The 17,400-nt window shown below is 60.7% G+C and carries 10 protein-coding genes; 3 read left to right on the plus strand and 7 right to left on the minus strand.

Annotated elements, in window-relative coordinates; genetic code table 11:
* Window positions 1–288: 288 nt before the first annotated feature.
* The 6 genes from FYK55_RS03220 to FYK55_RS03245 all read right to left on the minus strand — a co-directional run bounded on the left by FYK55_RS03220 (window position 289) and on the right by FYK55_RS03245 (window position 9,589).
* The gene (locus FYK55_RS03220) at window positions 289–1,890 is read right to left on the minus strand and encodes an L-fucose/L-arabinose isomerase family protein (protein WP_150074830.1); all 1,602 of its coding nucleotides are present in this window, start codon (window positions 1,888–1,890) and stop codon (window positions 289–291) included.
* A 151-nt stretch (window positions 1,891–2,041) separates the two neighbouring features.
* Window positions 2,042–3,649 carry a ribulokinase gene (locus FYK55_RS03225; RefSeq protein WP_150074832.1) on the minus strand — a complete coding sequence of 536 codons (1,608 nt, stop codon included), beginning with the start codon at window positions 3,647–3,649 and terminating at the stop codon, window positions 2,042–2,044.
* Between the two features lie 78 nt (window positions 3,650–3,727).
* Entirely contained in the window at window positions 3,728–5,515 is a 1,788-nt protein-coding gene (locus FYK55_RS03230; protein ID WP_150074834.1) for an SMP-30/gluconolactonase/LRE family protein, read from the minus strand.
* A gap of 166 nt (window positions 5,516–5,681) precedes the next feature.
* Entirely contained in the window at window positions 5,682–6,536 is an 855-nt protein-coding gene (gene sdhB / locus FYK55_RS03235; RefSeq protein WP_150074836.1) for a succinate dehydrogenase iron-sulfur subunit, read from the minus strand.
* A gap of 106 nt (window positions 6,537–6,642) precedes the next feature.
* Entirely contained in the window at window positions 6,643–8,631 is a 1,989-nt protein-coding gene (sdhA, locus tag FYK55_RS03240) for a succinate dehydrogenase flavoprotein subunit (RefSeq protein WP_150074838.1), read from the minus strand.
* Window positions 8,632–8,710: 79 nt separating this feature from the next.
* The gene (locus FYK55_RS03245; protein WP_150074840.1) at window positions 8,711–9,589 is read right to left on the minus strand and encodes a succinate dehydrogenase cytochrome b558 subunit; all 879 of its coding nucleotides are present in this window, start codon (window positions 9,587–9,589) and stop codon (window positions 8,711–8,713) included.
* Window positions 9,590–9,977: 388 nt separating this feature from the next.
* Between FYK55_RS03245 and FYK55_RS03250 the strand changes: the two genes are divergently transcribed.
* The 3 genes from FYK55_RS03250 to FYK55_RS03260 all read left to right on the plus strand — a co-directional run bounded on the left by FYK55_RS03250 (window position 9,978) and on the right by FYK55_RS03260 (window position 16,163).
* Entirely contained in the window at window positions 9,978–11,492 is a 1,515-nt protein-coding gene (locus tag FYK55_RS03250; RefSeq protein ID WP_150074842.1) for a GntP family permease, read from the plus strand.
* Window positions 11,493–11,640: 148 nt separating this feature from the next.
* Complete coding sequence (locus tag FYK55_RS03255) at window positions 11,641–13,074, plus strand: DUF1501 domain-containing protein (RefSeq protein ID WP_150074844.1); 1,434 nt, start codon at window positions 11,641–11,643, stop codon at window positions 13,072–13,074.
* Window positions 13,071–16,163, plus strand: coding sequence for a PSD1 and planctomycete cytochrome C domain-containing protein (locus tag FYK55_RS03260; RefSeq protein ID WP_150074846.1), 3,093 nt, complete (start codon window positions 13,071–13,073; stop codon window positions 16,161–16,163). Before FYK55_RS03255 ends, FYK55_RS03260 begins: the two co-directional genes overlap by 4 nt.
* Here the strand turns inward: FYK55_RS03260 and FYK55_RS03265 are convergent, their stop codons facing one another.
* Window positions 16,164–17,138 carry an NADPH:quinone reductase gene (locus tag FYK55_RS03265; RefSeq protein ID WP_150074848.1) on the minus strand — a complete coding sequence of 325 codons (975 nt, stop codon included), beginning with the start codon at window positions 17,136–17,138 and terminating at the stop codon, window positions 16,164–16,166.
* Between the last annotated feature and the right edge of the window lie 262 nt (window positions 17,139–17,400).

A 17,400-nucleotide genomic window follows, 5' to 3' on the forward strand; every position in this document is an offset into this window, starting at 1 on the left:
GCAGCGACGGGGTTTTGCGACTTTTCAGACGGGCCGAGGGTCCGAACCGCATCAGAATAGCAGACAAAGCCGGTTTGTGCCCCTTTTCCTAGCGGTTCCGCCGCCGGTCGTGGGATTCCCGCCCTCCAAGCGGGCTTACGTCCGCCGCAAACATCACAATCGGCGCCGGTGGTTGACGATCGCAGCCGATCCACCGTCTGGCGACGGTGGCTACCTGCACCGCCGCCGCGCTTGCCGGAGCATGGAGAACTTCCCAACCACCGTCTGGCGACGGTGGCTACACGCGGCTCAAACGTCGCCGCACAGAAAGACTTCCATCCCCAACGCCGCCGCGGCGGCAGCCTTAGCCTCCATCGCCCTGTGAGCGTCCTCCGCGGAGTCCGCGTAGGCCACCTGGATGTGGTTCGCCTTGTGGCGGGCCATCATCTGGTCCCGTGACACGCCTTGCAGGACGGCATGCATGATCGGCCACTGGGGTGTCGTGCTGTTCCAGCGTCGCTCGGTTTCTTCCCGAGGCAGTTCGATGGATTGCGCGAGCCCCAAATCCATCTTCAAGCGATCGTCTTGAACAAAGATCCGCGACCAAACCACATGGCCCGGCTTGGACACCCCGCGGATCGTGCTGCCACCGGAAGGAAAGTACATGGGAGGTTGGCGAAACCCTTCCGCGTCCGACCAGCCGCCGGCAAAGTGTGAAGCCGGAACGGCGCCGCTGATCTCCAGCACCCAGACTTCATCCTCCACCGTTCCGCTCCGGTCCCGGTCGGACCAGCGTAGGTCATGCAGGGTATTCTCGACCGGTTGTCCCAGGGCCGCGTGCACGCGTTGGGTTAGCAATCCGTCCAAGCCCGCACATTCGTCGACTTCGTTGAAATGGGTCAACGGGACACCGGGATACAATTCGCGAGCCCCGTCACGCGAATGAACCGGCGGCCGGTTGGAATCGTTCAGCATCCCCTCGACCAAATCACTCGCCGGCAACAGATCTTTCAAACCCTGTTGATACTGGATTCCGATCAAGTCACACCCGAAGTCATCGGCCAGACGCACCGCCGCAATGTACATCCGACATTGGTCCAGAATCTGCTGATCGGTCAAATCGGTTTCGTGGTTGGGACCGGTATGGAAAGTCATTCCCGCCTGGTCCAACCAGCTCCGAACGGCGCCGGCTTCCTGGTCGGAAACCTGTTTCGCTTCGTAGTAGAGCGCGGACTGGCTCAGTCGTTCCTTGAACACACCGGTTGGGTTCAGCAAGGCATCTGGAATGATCGCGTTGAACATTCCCATGCAGCCTTCGTCGAACACTCCCATGATCGCTTTTTCTCGGCGCAACTTTTCGGCGACACTCTGGCCGACCTCGACCGCCCGACGATCGGCGGCGGACGGATCGAACGGTCGCACGTGGGACGTTTCGTGACTGGCACGGCCGGAGTGCAACCAATCTCCCAGCTTTTCTTCAAATTCCGCGTCGTCGAAGGTTTCGCTCCAAAGCGAACTGTATTCGACTCCGGCTTTGGTCAGAGAGCCGTTCAAGTTCAACAATCCGACCAGCCCCGGCCATTGCCCGGACCAATTCGCAACGGTCAGGATGGGCCCGCGGTGAGACGTCAAACCGGCTAGAACGTGATGCGAGTACTGCCACACGGCCTCCGCGACCACCAGCGGGCTCTCCGGATCGATCCCCCGAAACACCTCGATCCCTTCCCGTTGCGATGCGATGAAGCCGTGTCCACGATCGGCATCAAATGCGTGAGCACGCTTCACCTGAAAGCCATGTTTTTCGATTGCCCGTCCGAGGGCAGCCTCCATCTCTCTCTGCGCCTCCCAACAAACCTGGTTAGCGGATTCACGAAGGTCACCGGAGGCGATCAGCGAAACGGTTTTGGTCATGGGTAGCAGCACCGGTCCAGGAGGACGCCGGCGAATTTCAGAGGATACTGGCGGGTGAATGGCAGACCCGGGTCTGCCGACGATTCAATTCGCGGTTTGGACGCACGTAAAACACGACCGACCGGAGACCGACTTCATTTCCGGCCCGGGATCAGGAGCGTCCTTGCGACATCACATCGGCCAACACGCGATACTGCCGGTACAGGCCATCGTATTGCGTCTGGTGATCAGGATTGGGAAACACAAACTGTCGATGTTCGTGGGGGATTGCCGCCATCGCGGTGGAAGCTTCCGTGACGTCAGCAAACCCGGATCGCTGGGCTCCCGCGGCGACCATTCCCAACACGGCCGCCCCGACCGCCGGCCCTTGCTCGGACGGATGGATCTCGATCGTCTCGCCCAACACGTCTGCATAGACCTGGACGACGGCGGGGTTGTGATGGGGCAAACCGCCGGTCGCAACGAAGCGATCAACGGCAACGCCCCCGTCGCGCAAGACGTCCACGATCCATCGCAGCCCAAAACCGGAAGCTTCCAACAATGCCCGGTAAAGATGTGCCCCATCGTGGGCCAGCGTCAGCCCGGTGAACGCGCCCCGCAGGCTACCATCCATCAACGGCGTTCGGCATCCGTTCATCCAGTCCAGACACATCACGCCATCAGCTCCGGGCGGTAGCGACATCGCCCGGTCGGTCAATTCATGAAACGATTTTAAATTCAATAGTCGCAACAGCCAGGCGAACGCGTCGCCGACGGCAGCCTGGCCGGTCTCATAGCCATACATTCCCGGCAAAATGCCACCGCGCACGATGCCCGCCACGCCGGGGACGGGGTGCCCGCTTCCCGAATTCAACATGTGGCAACTACTGGTCCCAAGGACCATCACCAAAGTTCCCGGCTCGGCCGCTCCGACGCCGGGAACCGCCGCATGCGCGTCGATCGTCGCGGCGGAAACCGCAATCCCGGGCGTCAAGCCGAACCGATCGGCCATCTCTGCCGTTAACGTCCCCGCGGTTTCTCCGGGTGACAGCAGCCGACCGGGCATCTTCGTTCTCGCCGCCCGGCCCAGTTCCGGGTGGACCGCGTCCAAGTAAGCCTCCGAAGCGTAGCCGTCTTCAGCGGACCACAGCGCCTTGTACCCGGCCTGGCACGTGGACCGCGGCAGAACCTCCGCTTCGCAACCGACCAGTCGCCAAACGAACCAGTCACCCGCTTCCAACCAGACTTCCGCGGCCGCCGCGACTTCCGGTGAGAGCTCGATGGTTTCCAGCATCTTGGGGAAAAACCACTCCAAACCAATGATGCCGCCGTAGCGGTCCAGAAAGGACTCACCGCGCTGCCGCGCAAGCTCGTTCATCCGCTCGGTCTGCGACAGGGCACCGTGATGTTTCCAAAGCTTTGGCCAGGCCAACGGGACGCCTTGGAAAGACTCCAGCAGGCACAGTGGCGTTCCGTCGGACTTGGTCGGCAACATCGTGCAACTGGTAAAGTCGACTCCGATGCCGACGACCGCGTCCGCTTTGATCTTTGCCTGCGACAACGCATGGCGTGTCGCCTGGGCGGCTGATTCGATCCAATCCTCCGGATGTTGCAACGCATACTCGGCCGGCAGCGGATCGCCGCCCTGCGGCAGCGTCTTCGTGATCTGCCCGTGCCGATACGCCGAAGTACCGACGCCCAATTCGGCCCCGCCCGCGTCGATCAACACGGCACGTACGGATTCGGTTCCGAAATCCAGTCCAAGTGAAACAGGCGTCATGGTCGAACAACGACGGAGTGTGGAAGTCAGCAAGGTGCGAGAGGGAGGTCCGGTGGTTTCCCAACCATCGGGCATCGTTCAAAGTCGCGGTTTGGGCGGAGTGACCGCCGGCTGCCAAGGAGCGATTCCGGTCATCGCGGTCTTGCGGCGGTACACCTGCTTTCCCGCCGTCACGAACAGCGTTTTGAATTCCGGGCCGGCAAACACGCAGTTGCTCAGCGGTCCCGTTCTTGCCGGCCGGCTGGTAATGACATGCACGCGGCCGGGCTGGTCGAAAATCTGCAAGCCCAAACGCGAGGCGACAATCAACGAGCCGTCGGCGGTCATCGTTGCCCCGTCCGCTCCGGTCTTGAGTGAATCCTCGTGCAAATGAAGGTAACCGTAGGGTTGTCCGGCCGAAAGTGACCCGTCGGATTCGATTCCGTAGGACCAGACATAACGTCCATCCGCATCGACGACGTGCAGGAAACGCTGATCGGGCGTCACGATCAAACCGTTCGGCTTGTTCGGCCCCCGCGCGGCGGTCACCAAGCGTCTCGGTGACGCCTGGTCGTCCTTGCCCCGTGGCAAGGGAAGGTAGGAGATCGTTTGCTCCAGGGGGTTCGTGACGTAGATCCCATGCTTGACCACCACCAGATCGTTACAGGCGACTCCGCTGGCCAAACTGACTTGCTGACCATCGGGACGGATTTGAACGATCTTTCTCGTCGCATTGCATGCACAGTAAAGATTGCCTTCGGCGTCGAACATCAATCCGTTGACGCCTTCCAACTCTGCAAATCGGCTGACCTTCGGCTGATCATCGACCGGATTCTCGATCTGCCAGATCTCACCCTGCTTGGTGTCGACAAAAAAGACGTCTCCGTCCGGCGAAACCGCGGGGCCTTCGGTGTAGGTGTGACCGCTGCTGACCAGTTGCCAGTCCTGATCGGGAAGCAATCGATCCATCAATTCCGGATGCTCGGAAATGTCCGTCTTGATCGGCTGATCCGCGTCTTTCCAAAGCCAACGCATCGCGTCAGGAAAGATCGCGCCGCCGTGCTTGCCATTGTGTCCTCCGGTGCCCCATTCATGTTGGACTTCGTAGCCGGCCCACTGCAGCGCGGACAACATCGTCTGATTGGCGGTCCACCAGTTCCCGCCGTAGATGTTTTGGTCGCCGGATCCGTCTTGCAGGAACACGCGAAGCGGTTTCGGTTCGCACTTGCGGATCAGCGTGGGGTATTCGTTGCCGCCGCGCAGTCCGACAAATGTACCGACGGTGCTGAACACCCGGCGAAATTGGTCCGGCCGATGCCACGCCACCCCGAACGCCGCAATTGCCCCGCTGCTGCTGCCGCCGATGCCGCGAAGATTCGGATCCTGAGTGATCGAATAGCGTTCTTGAACTTCCGGCAACAGTTCATCAACCAGGAAAGTCGCGTAGCGATCGCTGACCGTGTCGTATTCCAAGCTGCGATTGAAACGGTCCTGGCCTTCCGTTCCTGCCGGCACCACGCCCGGATTGACACACACCGCGATCGTCACCGGCATGTCGCCCGAGGCAATCAAATTGTCGAATACAACGGGAAGACGCCAAACGCCTTGCTCGCGCGCGTAGTTTTTTCCGTCCTGGAACACCATCAACGCGGCCGGATTCTCGGCGCGGTATTGGGCGGGGACGTAGACAAAGTAGTCGCGCAGCGTTCCCGGAAAGACTTTGCTGGACTCGAACCGAAACGAATGAACCGCTCCCTTGGGGACGTCCGGCTTGCGCTGAGAATCAGGGTGGACCGGATAGGTCTCCTGTGCCGGAAGGCCGTCGACGACCAGACCGGTCACGGCAAACAGAGTGCAGAGGATCGCGTACGATCGAAAGGTCGGCATCGGGGGAACGTGGTCGGAGGAGCGAACGTCGGGAAGTGATCGCCATCATGGCGGGAACAATTTACCCGACGGCGCCGCGCCCGTGTGACGTGTCCGCATGAGGCCTGCGTGACCGCCCCGGAGCAACGCCGGTTCGGTTCGCCCGCCTCGGCCGGCAGCCACATCCCTATCTGTCAAACCACTTTTTGATCATGTGGACAGTCGTTGCCCGCCCGGCGCGTGCGATCGATGTGGTCAAGGGAATCTCCTTCGGACAAACCGAAACGCAGTTCTGCGCGTTGCCACACACCTGAATTCCGCCGGGCCCGGTCAACGCATCCAATCGCTCACCGGCCAACGCCTTTCCGGTCGGATGATTGTTGAACAACATGGCCTGCGAAATCGCGTGTGGTCCGACAAATCCTTCGTCGAACGCCTCCAGCTCTCTCGCTTGGAAGGCTTCGTCCGATTCTCCCTCTCGCTGTTCCAGCTCGATCTTTCCGTACTGCGGGCAAGCATCCAAACAGCATCCACAGCTCATGCACTGGCTGAGTGGATAATTCTGTTCCTGCGTCGAACGCAGTTGCCGCTCACCGGACCCCATGTCGTAGTAGCTGTCCACTGGGACCCACGCCTTGACCCGTTGCAATGCACGGAACAGTCGCTTGCGATCGACGATCAGATCTCGGATCACCGGAAACTTGCTCATCGGCTCCAGCACCAGTTCGTCGTCGTTCTCCTCCAGCAGGCGATCGACCAGGGCACTGCAACTCTGCCGCACGCGTCCGTTGATCTGCATGGTGCAGGAACCGCAGACCTCTTCCAGGCACCCACAATCCCAGGCGACGGGGGCAACTTTCTTGCCGTCGGACGTTGTCGCCAGCGCCGCAATTCGCTGCAACACGCTGATGATGTTCAACTCCGGCTCGTACTTGATCTGAAACAGTTGCCAATAGGGATCTTTGCCGGGGCCATCTTGTCGCTTCACGCGGACTTTGATGAACTCAGGACGTTTCTTCTCGGCGGGGTCCAGGGCAATCATTCGTTGACCTTTGGATGATCAAAATGGGAATCAATGGATGGGGCAGCGGGGCTTTGGGTGCGGACCACGGATGCGGCGGCGGCCCACCGCACGGGTCTGCTGACGGCTAAGACGTGCTTTCGGCCAGGTCTCGACCGTCCTTCTTGGCCTTGGCCCGCTCTTTCCAGACCTCTTCGATGATGTCCGCACCGACCAATCCGTACAGTCGTGGTCGCGGCGGAATCAAAGATGTGTCGACATCTTCGTAGCTGAGCTTCGGTTGCATCGTGGAACAATCGTATTCGGCAATGGTGCTCTTCAAGTACTTGGCGTTATTGGCCTCGAATGCGTCGCACCATTCCTCCGCCTGACGACGTCGCTCCGCCGGATCTTCGGCCGTCAACGAAGGTTTCTGGAAATTCGGTTTGAAGTGGGCCCCGCGGCATTCGTCACGCTGCAGTGCGCCCTGCAAAATCGTTTTCGCAATCGGGAACATGTCCTGCAACGACTTGGCGAAAATCACATTTTGATTCGACCAGCTGCCGGTGTCGGACAGATTGACCTTCATCGCTCGCTCGTGCAATTCGTTCACGGTGGCGATGGCGTTCTGCAATTGATCATTCTTCCGAACCACGGTCGCGGCCCGCGTCATCACGTCACCCAGTTCCTGGTGGATCAGGTAGGGATTTTCGTCGCTGTCGGGATTTGCACTCAGCAGATGGTCGTGCCGTTGCTGCTGCTTGGACACCGCGTCGGACAATACCGATGCCTCCACGTCTTCGAACCCTTCAGACTGACTTTCGATATAGTTGGAAATCGACGGCCCGGTGAATAAACCGGTGAAGATGCAGGAAAGCAACGAGTTCGCACCCAATCGGTTGGCACCGTGGTAGTGGTAATCACACTCACCGATCGCGTACAAGCCTTCGATGTTGGTCATGTGATTGCGGGGTGCACCGGGTTCCAGCCCGCCGTCGTGGCTGCGGACGTAATCGGCCCAAAGTCCCCCCATGCTGTAGTGGACCGCCGGGAAGATACGCATCGGCTCCACCCGCGGGTCCACGCCCTGGAACTTCTCGTAAATCTCCAGAATCCCGCCCAGCTTGCGATCCAATTCGGCTTTGGGGATGTGCGTCAAATCCAGGTACACGCACATCCGTTCCGGATCGACGCTCAGCCCATCGTTGACGCAGATGTCAAAGATCTCGCGCGTCGCGATGTCGCGCGGGACCAGGTTGCCGTATTCCGGATAACGTTCTTCCAAGAAGTAGTAGCGTTCCGAGTCGGGGATGTCGCGCGGCGCACGGGAGTCATGGGGCTTGCGGGGGACCCAAACGCGGCCTCCTTCTCCTCGAGCAGATTCGCTCATCAGCCGCAACTTGTCGCTGCCGGGGATCGCGGTCGGGTGAACTTGGATGAATTCGCCGTTGGCGTATTTGGCTCCGGCCTGGAAACAACGACTGGCGGCGCTGCCGGTGCAGAAAACACTCATCGTGCTGCGGCCGTACACCAGGCCGCATCCTCCGGTGGCGACGACGACTGCGTCGGCCGGGAAAGCACGGATCTCCATCGATACCATGTCCTGGGCAACCACGCCCCGACAGCGTCCGCTGGCATCTTGAATCGGCCCCAGAAAATCCCAGAACTCGAACTTCCGCACCATGCCTTCCGCTTCGCGGCGACGGACCTGTTCATCCAGGGCGTAAAGCAATTGTTGGCCGGTGGTCGCGCCGGCGAAAGCGGTGCGTTTGTAAAGGGTGCCGCCGAACCGTCGACGGTCGATGAAGCCTTCGCCCGTGCGGTTGAACGGAACGCCCAAACGGTCCATCAGATCGATCACCTTGGGCGCCCAGTAGGCCATTTCCTTGACCGGCGGCTGGTGATTCAGAAAGTCACCACCGTAGACGGTATCGTCGAAGTGCTTCCATTCGTCGTCGCCCAATTGGCGGGTCTGATCGTTGCAGCTGTTGATGCCGCCTTGGGCACAAACGCTGTGCGAGCGTTTGACCGGGGTCAGGCTGATCAGATCGACCTCAATCCCCAATTCCGCCAGCTTCATGGTCGAGGACAACCCCGCCAGTCCGCCGCCAACGACAACAACGCGCTTCTTAGCCATAACAGATCAGTGTGTGAAAAAGTGCATGAATCAGTGGGCTCGTTCGCCGCCGACATGTGTCGGTGCGAGGGAAAACCTCTCAGGCCGCGGGGGCTTCCTGGCCGCGAGACACCTGAACGTTCTCCTCGATTTCGATCTCTTCCTCGATCTCCGACGAGTCGTGCCAGCGTTTCTCCTCCATCTCGGGAACCATTCCCGATTCAACGCCGGCCTCGTACATCCGGTCCTCGACCGCCCGCATCTCAACCGCATCGGCATCGCTGGGGAAAACCGCTGCGGCCCAGGCGCTCAACGAGATAACCGTCAAAATCGCCCCCAACACCACACAGACCTTGGTGGCACGGGCCTGTGCCTGGGGAGAAATCCACAGCCCCCAGGTGATTCCCGCCGTCCACAAACCGTTGATGAAGTGGTAGACCAGCGACAGAACCCCCAACAGGTAAATGACCGGCCACACGATGCCGTAGCCCAAATTCATCGCAAGAACCAGGCTGCTGCCGGCGTTGTACGGCCGGAACTGTCCCAACCCGAAGCGGTCGATCGCCGCCAACCACCATTCGGCGTGGAAACCGCCGTGCAGGTGCATGATGTGCAAAAACAGGTACACCAGCGCGATGATCCCGGTCCACCGTTGCCAGGAATACCGCCGGTTGCTGGTAAACTGGTACTTTCCGCTATTCAGGTGCGCGTTCTTGGTGATCCAAATCCCGATCCCGGCGTGGAAGATCAACGGCAGGAAAATGAAGCCCCATTCGATCAACGGCAGCAGTTTTCCGGGGCTGTGAATCAGGTACACCGCTCGCTGGAACGTTTCCGGACCATTCAACAAACTGGCATTGGTGGTCAGGTGGACCACCATGTACAGCCCCAGCGGGATGATCCCAAGCAGCGAATGCAGGCGCCGGATCGCGAATTCGTGCTTCAGAAAAAATGACGGCTCGTGGCTAGAATCGGACACGTGATTTGTCGATCGGAAGGATTGGAGGGACCACGAGACACTGACGCAGGCAAAGTTTCCATGCGCCAGGAGCGCTCGCTGATCTGTTAGGGTCTGCTACGGCATACTGTAGGCCCCAAACGGCCGGTCGCCTAGATCGACCAATTGACGCAGAACGCGGTCGGCCGGCCTCCCCCGGCCGCTCCGCTTCGCCGGCGCATCCCCTGCCGAGCCACCTGCCGAGTCACCTGTCCAGCCCCGCGCCCCGCCCGGCCTTCACCCCCGCGGTGCGGTTGCTCGGCAGAGGCGTCGGCCAAGCGTTCGGCCTGCTGGGGAGACGGGGAATGCTCCGTCTCCCTCCCCGCCTCGCATCTGAACACCCGCCTCGCACCGGAACATCGGAACCCGCATGAACATTTGGTTGATCGTCGGACTGTCGGTTTGCGTCGTTCTGGTCGCAATCCTTGTTTTTCGGCTCCATGCGTTCCTGACGCTGCTGTTGGCCGGCGTCCTGGTTGCCGGAATGACCGACCGTTCGGCGCTCGATCAGTACGCTCAAAGCAAAATCGAAGCGGGACAGTGGACCGCGCGGGCGGCGGAGTCCTTCCGGACCAGCAGCCCGGTGACCCGGCTGACGACCGAATTCGGTGTGACCGCCGGCAAGATCGGCATCCTGATCGCGCTGGCCAGTGTGATCGGGGGCTGCCTGAGCGAATCCGGCGCGGCGGCGACCATCGTCCACCGCATGCTCCGTTGGACCGGACCGAAACGATCCCCGGAGGCACTCGCGCTCAGCTCGTTCATCATTGGGATCCCGGTGTTCTTTGACACCGTGTTCTACCTGATGGTCCCCCTGGCACGATCCCTGCGTCGCGTGGTGGGCAAGGATTACGTGTTGTTCCTGCTGGCCATCCTGGCTGGCGGTTCCATCGCCCATTCGCTGATCCCACCCACCCCCGGTCCGTTGCAAGTCGCGGAAATCCTGGATGTGGATGTGGGCGTGATGTTGGGCGTCGGATTGGTGATTGGAGGTTTCAGCAGCGTGCTGTCCCTGGGTTCGGCCCGCTTGATCAATCACTTTGTCGATGTCCCGCTGAGAGACCTGCCTTACGACGCATCGCCGTCCCAAAACGCGGACGATGAAAACGCCGGAAACACGGTGCCTGCCGGAAAGGACGGCAGCGTGGTTCCGAACGACACTTTGACGGACGCTTCGGATCCGGCGGGCCGTTCCGAATCGGGCCCCGGGTTGTTGGAATCCTTGCTGCCGATCCTGGTCCCGGTGGTGTTGATCACGATCGGTTCGATCATCGCCTATCTGATCGACTCCGGCGGAATCGAACCGAGTCAGGTGACCGAGTGGTTGAGCTTCGTTGGAGACAAGAACATCGCGATCGCGCTGGGCTTGGCGTTCGCGATGGCGCTGGTGCGCTACATCGATCCGGACAAACGCCGCACCCTGGTCAGCCGCTCACTCGCATCGGCTGGCAACATCATCCTGATCACGGCCGCCGGCGGGGCGTTCGGTGCCATGCTCCGTCAGGCCGGGATCGCGACCGCGGTCGGAAATCTGGTCGATGCCAATGCCGGGCTGATGCTCCTGCCCCTGGCCTTCGCGGTCACCACGGCGATTCGGACACTCCAGGGCAGCGCCACCGTGGCCATGATCACCGCGGCGGGCGTGTTGCAAGGTTTCGCAACCGCCGACACCCTGCCCTTCCATCCCGTCTACCTGGCCATGGCCATCGGGGCCGGAAGCAAACCGGTTTCCTGGATGACCGACAGCGCGTTTTGGGTGATCACTCGGATGAGCGGGATGACGGAGGCGGAAGGCCTGAAAGTGATTTCACCGATGAGCACCGCGATGGGCCTGTCGGCGCTGCTGGTCAGCAGCCTGATGGCATGGCTGGTCCCTGGGGTGTGAGCGTGTGATGTCATCGACGTGACGGCCCGTCCGGGGGATTCGCGCTGGGTCGAACCGTCGTGCGTCCGGCCGATTCGGGGACCGCTGGGTTTCGCAAACAGCTATACTGGACTATCCCGCCTGACTCTCCATCCCGCCTGTCGATCTCATGAAACGTCACCACTGTGGCCGCTTTCGGGCTCCCTCACTGTCCCGCCGTGACCTGTTGACGCAGGTGGGTAGCGGATTGGGGGGCATCGCGTTGGCGAGCCTGCTGTCCGAAACCGCGTCCGCCAAACAGTCTCCCTGGGGTGAGAAGCCGACGCATTTCGCTCCCAAAGCGAAACGGGTGATTTTTCTTTACATGGACGGCGGCCCCAGCCAGGTCGATACATTCGACCACAAGCCGCTGCTGGAAAAGTACAACGGCAGCGACCCGGCCGAAACGATCGGCAATCTGGCGCCCACGCAGTTCGATAACGTGGGCAAAGTCCTCGGCAGCCCCTGGAAATTCAAGCGGCATGGGGAATGTGGCGCAACGGTCAGCAGCCTGTTCCCGCATCTGGCGACCGTCGTCGATGAATTGGCTTTCGTCCGATCGATGACCAGCGAATTCTCCGAACACACCTCGGCCAACTATTTCCTGCACACCGGCAACGGACTTCAGGGACGCCCCAGCATGGGAGCCTGGCTGGGGTACGGGCTGGGCAGCGAGAACGAGGACCTTCCCGGCTTTGTGGTCATCAACGGCGGACTGATCCCACCCGGCGGCCTGGATTGCTTTGGCAGCGGTTTCCTGCCGTCGGCGTACCAGGGCAGCGTCTTTCTTCCGACGGACACGCCAATTGCGAACATCCGCCGTCAGGAGCCGACCGACGCCCTGCAACGCAACAAACTGGAATTGATCCAATCGTTTGACCAGGCCTTCCTGGAGGAATCGTCGGGCGATGCGGAAATCGAAGCGGCGATTCAGAACTACGAAACCGCCTATCAGATGCAGTCCGCCGTGCCGGAGTTGATGGACCTGAGCGAAGAGACGGCGGCCACCAAGCGGATGTATGGCATGGAGTCGACGTTCGAGAACACGAAAACATTCGGTCGGCAGTGCCTGGTCGCTCGTCGGCTGGTCGAACGTGGCGTCCGATTCATCGAACTGACCTGCCCGGACGGCAACGGTGATCGTTGGGACCAGCATCATGGCCTGGTCGAAGGGCACCAGAAGAACTGCCTGACCGTCGATCAGCCGATCACTGCGTTGATCAAGGACCTCCGTCAACGCGGACTGTTGGATTCCACTCTGGTGGTCTGGGCCGGTGAGTTCGGACGCACGCCCTTCGCCCAAGGCACCAACGGTCGCGACCATAACCCGTTCGGGTTCACGATCTGGATGGCCGGCGGGGGTGTTCGGGGTGGCGTCACGGTGGGCGAGACGGACGAATGGGGCTATCGAGCCATTCGGGATCGCTACGAAATCCACGACTTGCACGCAACGATGTTGCATCTGCTGGGACTGGATCACACCCGTTCCACGTTCCGATTCAGCGGGCGCGACATGCGATTGACCGACGTTCATGGGCGTCTGATCGAAGGAGTGCTGGCATGAACGCATCACGAATCGCTTGGGCGCTGGCGTTGATCCTGGTCGCCAGCCTGCCGTTGATCCGAAACGCCGCCGCCAATGAGCTTGACGCGAAATCGATCGGCGATGCCAATGAAACCGAATTCTTCGAAACGGAGATTCGTCCGCTATTGGTCGAACACTGCTACGACTGCCACAGCGGAGACGAAGCCGAAGCGGGATTGTGGCTGGATTCCCGCACGGGCTGGCAGTCCGGTGGCGATTCGGGGCCGGCGATCGTCCCCGGCCAACCCGATGAGAGCCTGGTAATCGAAGCGGTGCGTTACGGGGAGCAGGTCGTCTCCGGGATGCCACCGGATTCAAAATTGCCCGCCCAGAAAATCAAACTCTTGGAAGAGTGGATTCGTCGCGGAGCCCACGACCCGCGTGAGGCCGATCCGTCTTCGGCTCCTAAAAAAGGCTTTGATTTGGCCGGCCGGGTGGAGTCGCACTGGAGCTGGCGTCCGATCGAAGCACCGCCAGTGCCGGCCGTCGAGCATTCGGACTGGCCTCGCAACGACGTCGATCGCTTTGTCCTGGCAAGAATGGAAGCGGTCGGGTTGCATCCCGCCCCCGACGCCGACAAGCTGACCTGGCTGCGACGTGTCACCTACGATCTGACCGGCTTGCCACCGACAACGCAGCAGATCGCCGCTTTCGAAAACGACACCGCCCCTGGTGCTCGAGAACGCGTCATCGACCGTTTGTTGGATTCGATGCAATTCGGCGAAAAGTGGGCGCGTCATTGGATGGACCTGACCCGCTACGCCGACACCTACGGCCATGAATTCGATTACAAGATCGCCCACTCGCACGAGTATCGGGACTACCTGATTCGAGCGTTCAACGCCGACGTTCCTTACGACCAACTGATTCGCGAACACTTGGCCGGCGACCTGATCGAGGATCCCCGCCGACACCCGACCGAGCAGTTCAATGAATCGATCATTGGGACCGGATTTTGGTACCTCCACGAAGCCACCCATGCGCCGACGGACGTTTTGCAGAACGAAGCGGACATCGTGGCCAACCAAATCGATGTGTTTGGAAAAGCGTTTCTGGGCCTGACGATCGCCTGCGCCCGCTGCCACGACCACAAGTTTGATGCAATCTCCACCGCCGACTACTACGCGCTGTCGGCGTTTTTGCAAAGCAGTTGCCGCGAGAATTATCCGCTGGACCCGAGCGGATCCATTGCCCAAACCGCGGAGGAGATCGGCCGACTTCGCGACCGGATTGCCGATTCACTGGCAACCGCATCGATTTGGAAAGACCCGGAAACCCGCCAGCACGTTGAATCCCGTTTTGAATCACTGCCGTTGAAATCACGTCCAGTCGACGAGGGTGCCAGCGACGCCCGATTTGCCTCCGACGCTTGGACCGCTTTTCGCGCAGCTGCCACCCGCATCGCTGATTTCCAAGGCGACTCCCTTCCCAGCGGCTGGACGACCAGCGGAGAGGCTTTCACCTGCATCGATGACTCCTTGCGGTTTGCCGTGGACGTCCAAGAAACGAACCTGGTGCCCGGCACGGTCGACAGTTCGGCGTTGGGAAGCAAGGCAGTTGGCACGCTGCGCTCACCCACCTTCGAAATCACCGCACCGGCGATTCATCTTCGCATGCGGGCCGACAAAGGCCTGCTGGTGCGGATGGTCATCGACAATTACCAGATGGCACCGATGTCTTCGCTGCTGTTCAACGGGACGCTGATGAAGGGCCCTGATACGGACACCCAGGGTGAATGGAAATGGGTCACCATGCGGGGCGACATCAAGAAATACCTGGGACACCGGGCGTACTTGGAATTTGTGGACGATGGTCGCGGCTCGATCGCGATTGATCAAATCTGGATGACCGATCATCAGCCTCCGCCAGAGACCGAAGCCCACGCCGCTGCAACGGATTCGTTCGCGAACCTCTGGCAGCAACTGCAATCGAACCTGGCCGACGGACGCAGTTCGTCGTTGCTCCGGTGGATCTTGAAGGAAACGATTGTTCCGATCGAATCGATTTCCGCGGACCTTCCTCAAGCAATGAAGGCATGGGAGAAGTTGGCCAAGAACCTCGCCCCGCCAAGGTTTGTCATCGCGATGGCCGACGGGACGAGAGAACCGGCTGCCATCTACATTCGTGGAAGCCACACCAACCGCGGCGAATTGGTTCCACCGCGAAACCTGCAAGCATTGGGTGGCCAAGAAGGCTCACGGCTGGATCTGGCCGACGAGATCGCGTCGAAGGACAACCCGTTGACGGCGCGAGTGTTTGTCAATCGCGTTTGGCACCACCTGTTCGGACGCGGCATTGTTCCGACCGTCGACGATTTCGGCCCCCAGGGCATCTCGCCCTCGCACCCCCAACTGCTGGACCACTTGGCGTTCGAGTTTGTTCAGGACGGCTGGTCGATCAAACGACTGATCCGACGTTTGACGCTGTCGCGCACCTATCTGCAATCAAGTCAAGCGGCTGACGACCTTGCGCCGTCGTTGGTGGCGACGGCCGACCCGACCAATTCCCTGCTGTTCAAGATGCGAGTTCGCCGTCTGTCGGCAGAGTCGCTTCGTGACTCCATCTTGTCAAACTCTGGGCGATTGGACCTGCAGCCCTACGGCCCCGGAGTAGCGACCTATCGAACACCCTTCATGACCGGACGCGGTGCCCGGCCCAGCGGCCCCTTGGACGGCGACGGACGGAGAACGATCTACCTGTCGGTGTACCGTAACTTTCTCAATCCGCTGCTGACCACGTTCGACATGCCCAATCCGTTCGGCCCCAAAGGACGCCGGAGCCAATCGAACGTGCCGGCACAGTCGTTGGCGTTGATGAATGATCCGTTTGTCGTGGACCAGGCTCAATTCTGGGCCGATCGAAAACTGTCCCGATCTGGTTCAGTCAAGGATCGCATCGCCGAGATGGTGCTCGCCGCCCACACCCGTCGGGCCAGCGAGGAACAGTTGCAAGCGTTGGCCGATTTTGTGAACCGACAAACGGCTGCCCGCGGCGGTGACGAACGGGCCGCGTGGGCGGACCTGGCTCAATCGCTCTGGAACATGAAAGCGTTCTTGTATTTGCGGTGATCAAACCGTCAGCACGATTTTCCCGCCAACCCCACCGGCTTCTTGCAGCCGGTGCGCTTCGGCCGCTTCCGATAGGGGAAGCGTTTGGGCAACATTTGATTTCAACTGCCCGGATTCCATCCAGCGATTCATATCCTCGGCGCACGCCTTCATTTCGGATGCCGCCGCTTTGAACATCACGAACCCGTGCAGCGAACACTCGTTGACATAAAACGGGCCGACGGGGAATTCCGGCCGGGCATCGCGTCCCGCCATCAGCACCATCCGGCCTCGCTGGGCCAACGCCCCGATCGCCAAGTCAAAGTCCGGTTCGCGACGCGTTTCCCAGAACACGTTCACACCGTCGGGTGCCAATTCTTTCACCGCATCGGCGATCGACTGCTTGGAATAGTCGATCACATGGTCGGCCCCCAGCCGGCTTGCCCGATCACATTTCTCAGCACTTCCTGCCGTTGTGATCACCTTCGCTCCCACCGCCTTGGCCATTTGCACGACCATCGATCCAACGCCTCCTGAGCCACCGATCACCAGGAGCGTTTCCGCAGCCTTCAGTTGGGCGCAACGGAACAGCCCCAAGTGCGCCGTCACACCGACCAGCGCATTCGCCGCCGCCGATTCGTAGTCAACGGAATCGGGAAGTGGAAAACACCATTGTTGGTCCACCGCGAGCATCTCGGAAAAAGTTCCCTGGCGTCCCAGCACCCCCTGGTTGGTGCACCACACGCGATCGCCCGCCGAAAAGCCATTGACTTCCGATCCGACCGCTTCGATCACGCCCGCGGCGTCGCATCCGACGACGAACGGTTGCGGAAGATCGAACGCGACGATGCCGGCACGAACGTAGGTGTCGATGGGATTGACGCTAACGGCGTGGTTGCGAATCAGCACCTGTCCCGGTCCTGGAACGGGATCATCCAGGTCCGAATACTGGATCACGTCGGGAGAACCGGTGCGGTCCAAAAATGCCGCTTTCATGAGAGTGGGTTCCGATGCAAGTTCGTGGAGTGACTACCGCCACCATTTCAATCCATTGAAGGGGGGTTGGAAAAGGGGCGGATGAAAAAGGCCGGGGCCCAGACAATACAAACACGCACGGGCAATACAAACACGCACGGGATCCTAACGCTTTCGCTGGCCGGGAGGCTTTCACTGTTCTGACCGGAACTGGTCCAGGCCCACCGTCTGGCGACGGTGGCGACACGGTTCGACCCTGGACGTACCGTCGAGATCGCTGCGG

The organism is Roseiconus nitratireducens, from assembly GCF_008629675.1.
In the GTDB taxonomy this organism is placed as follows: Bacteria; Planctomycetota; Planctomycetia; order Pirellulales; family Pirellulaceae; genus Stieleria; species Stieleria nitratireducens.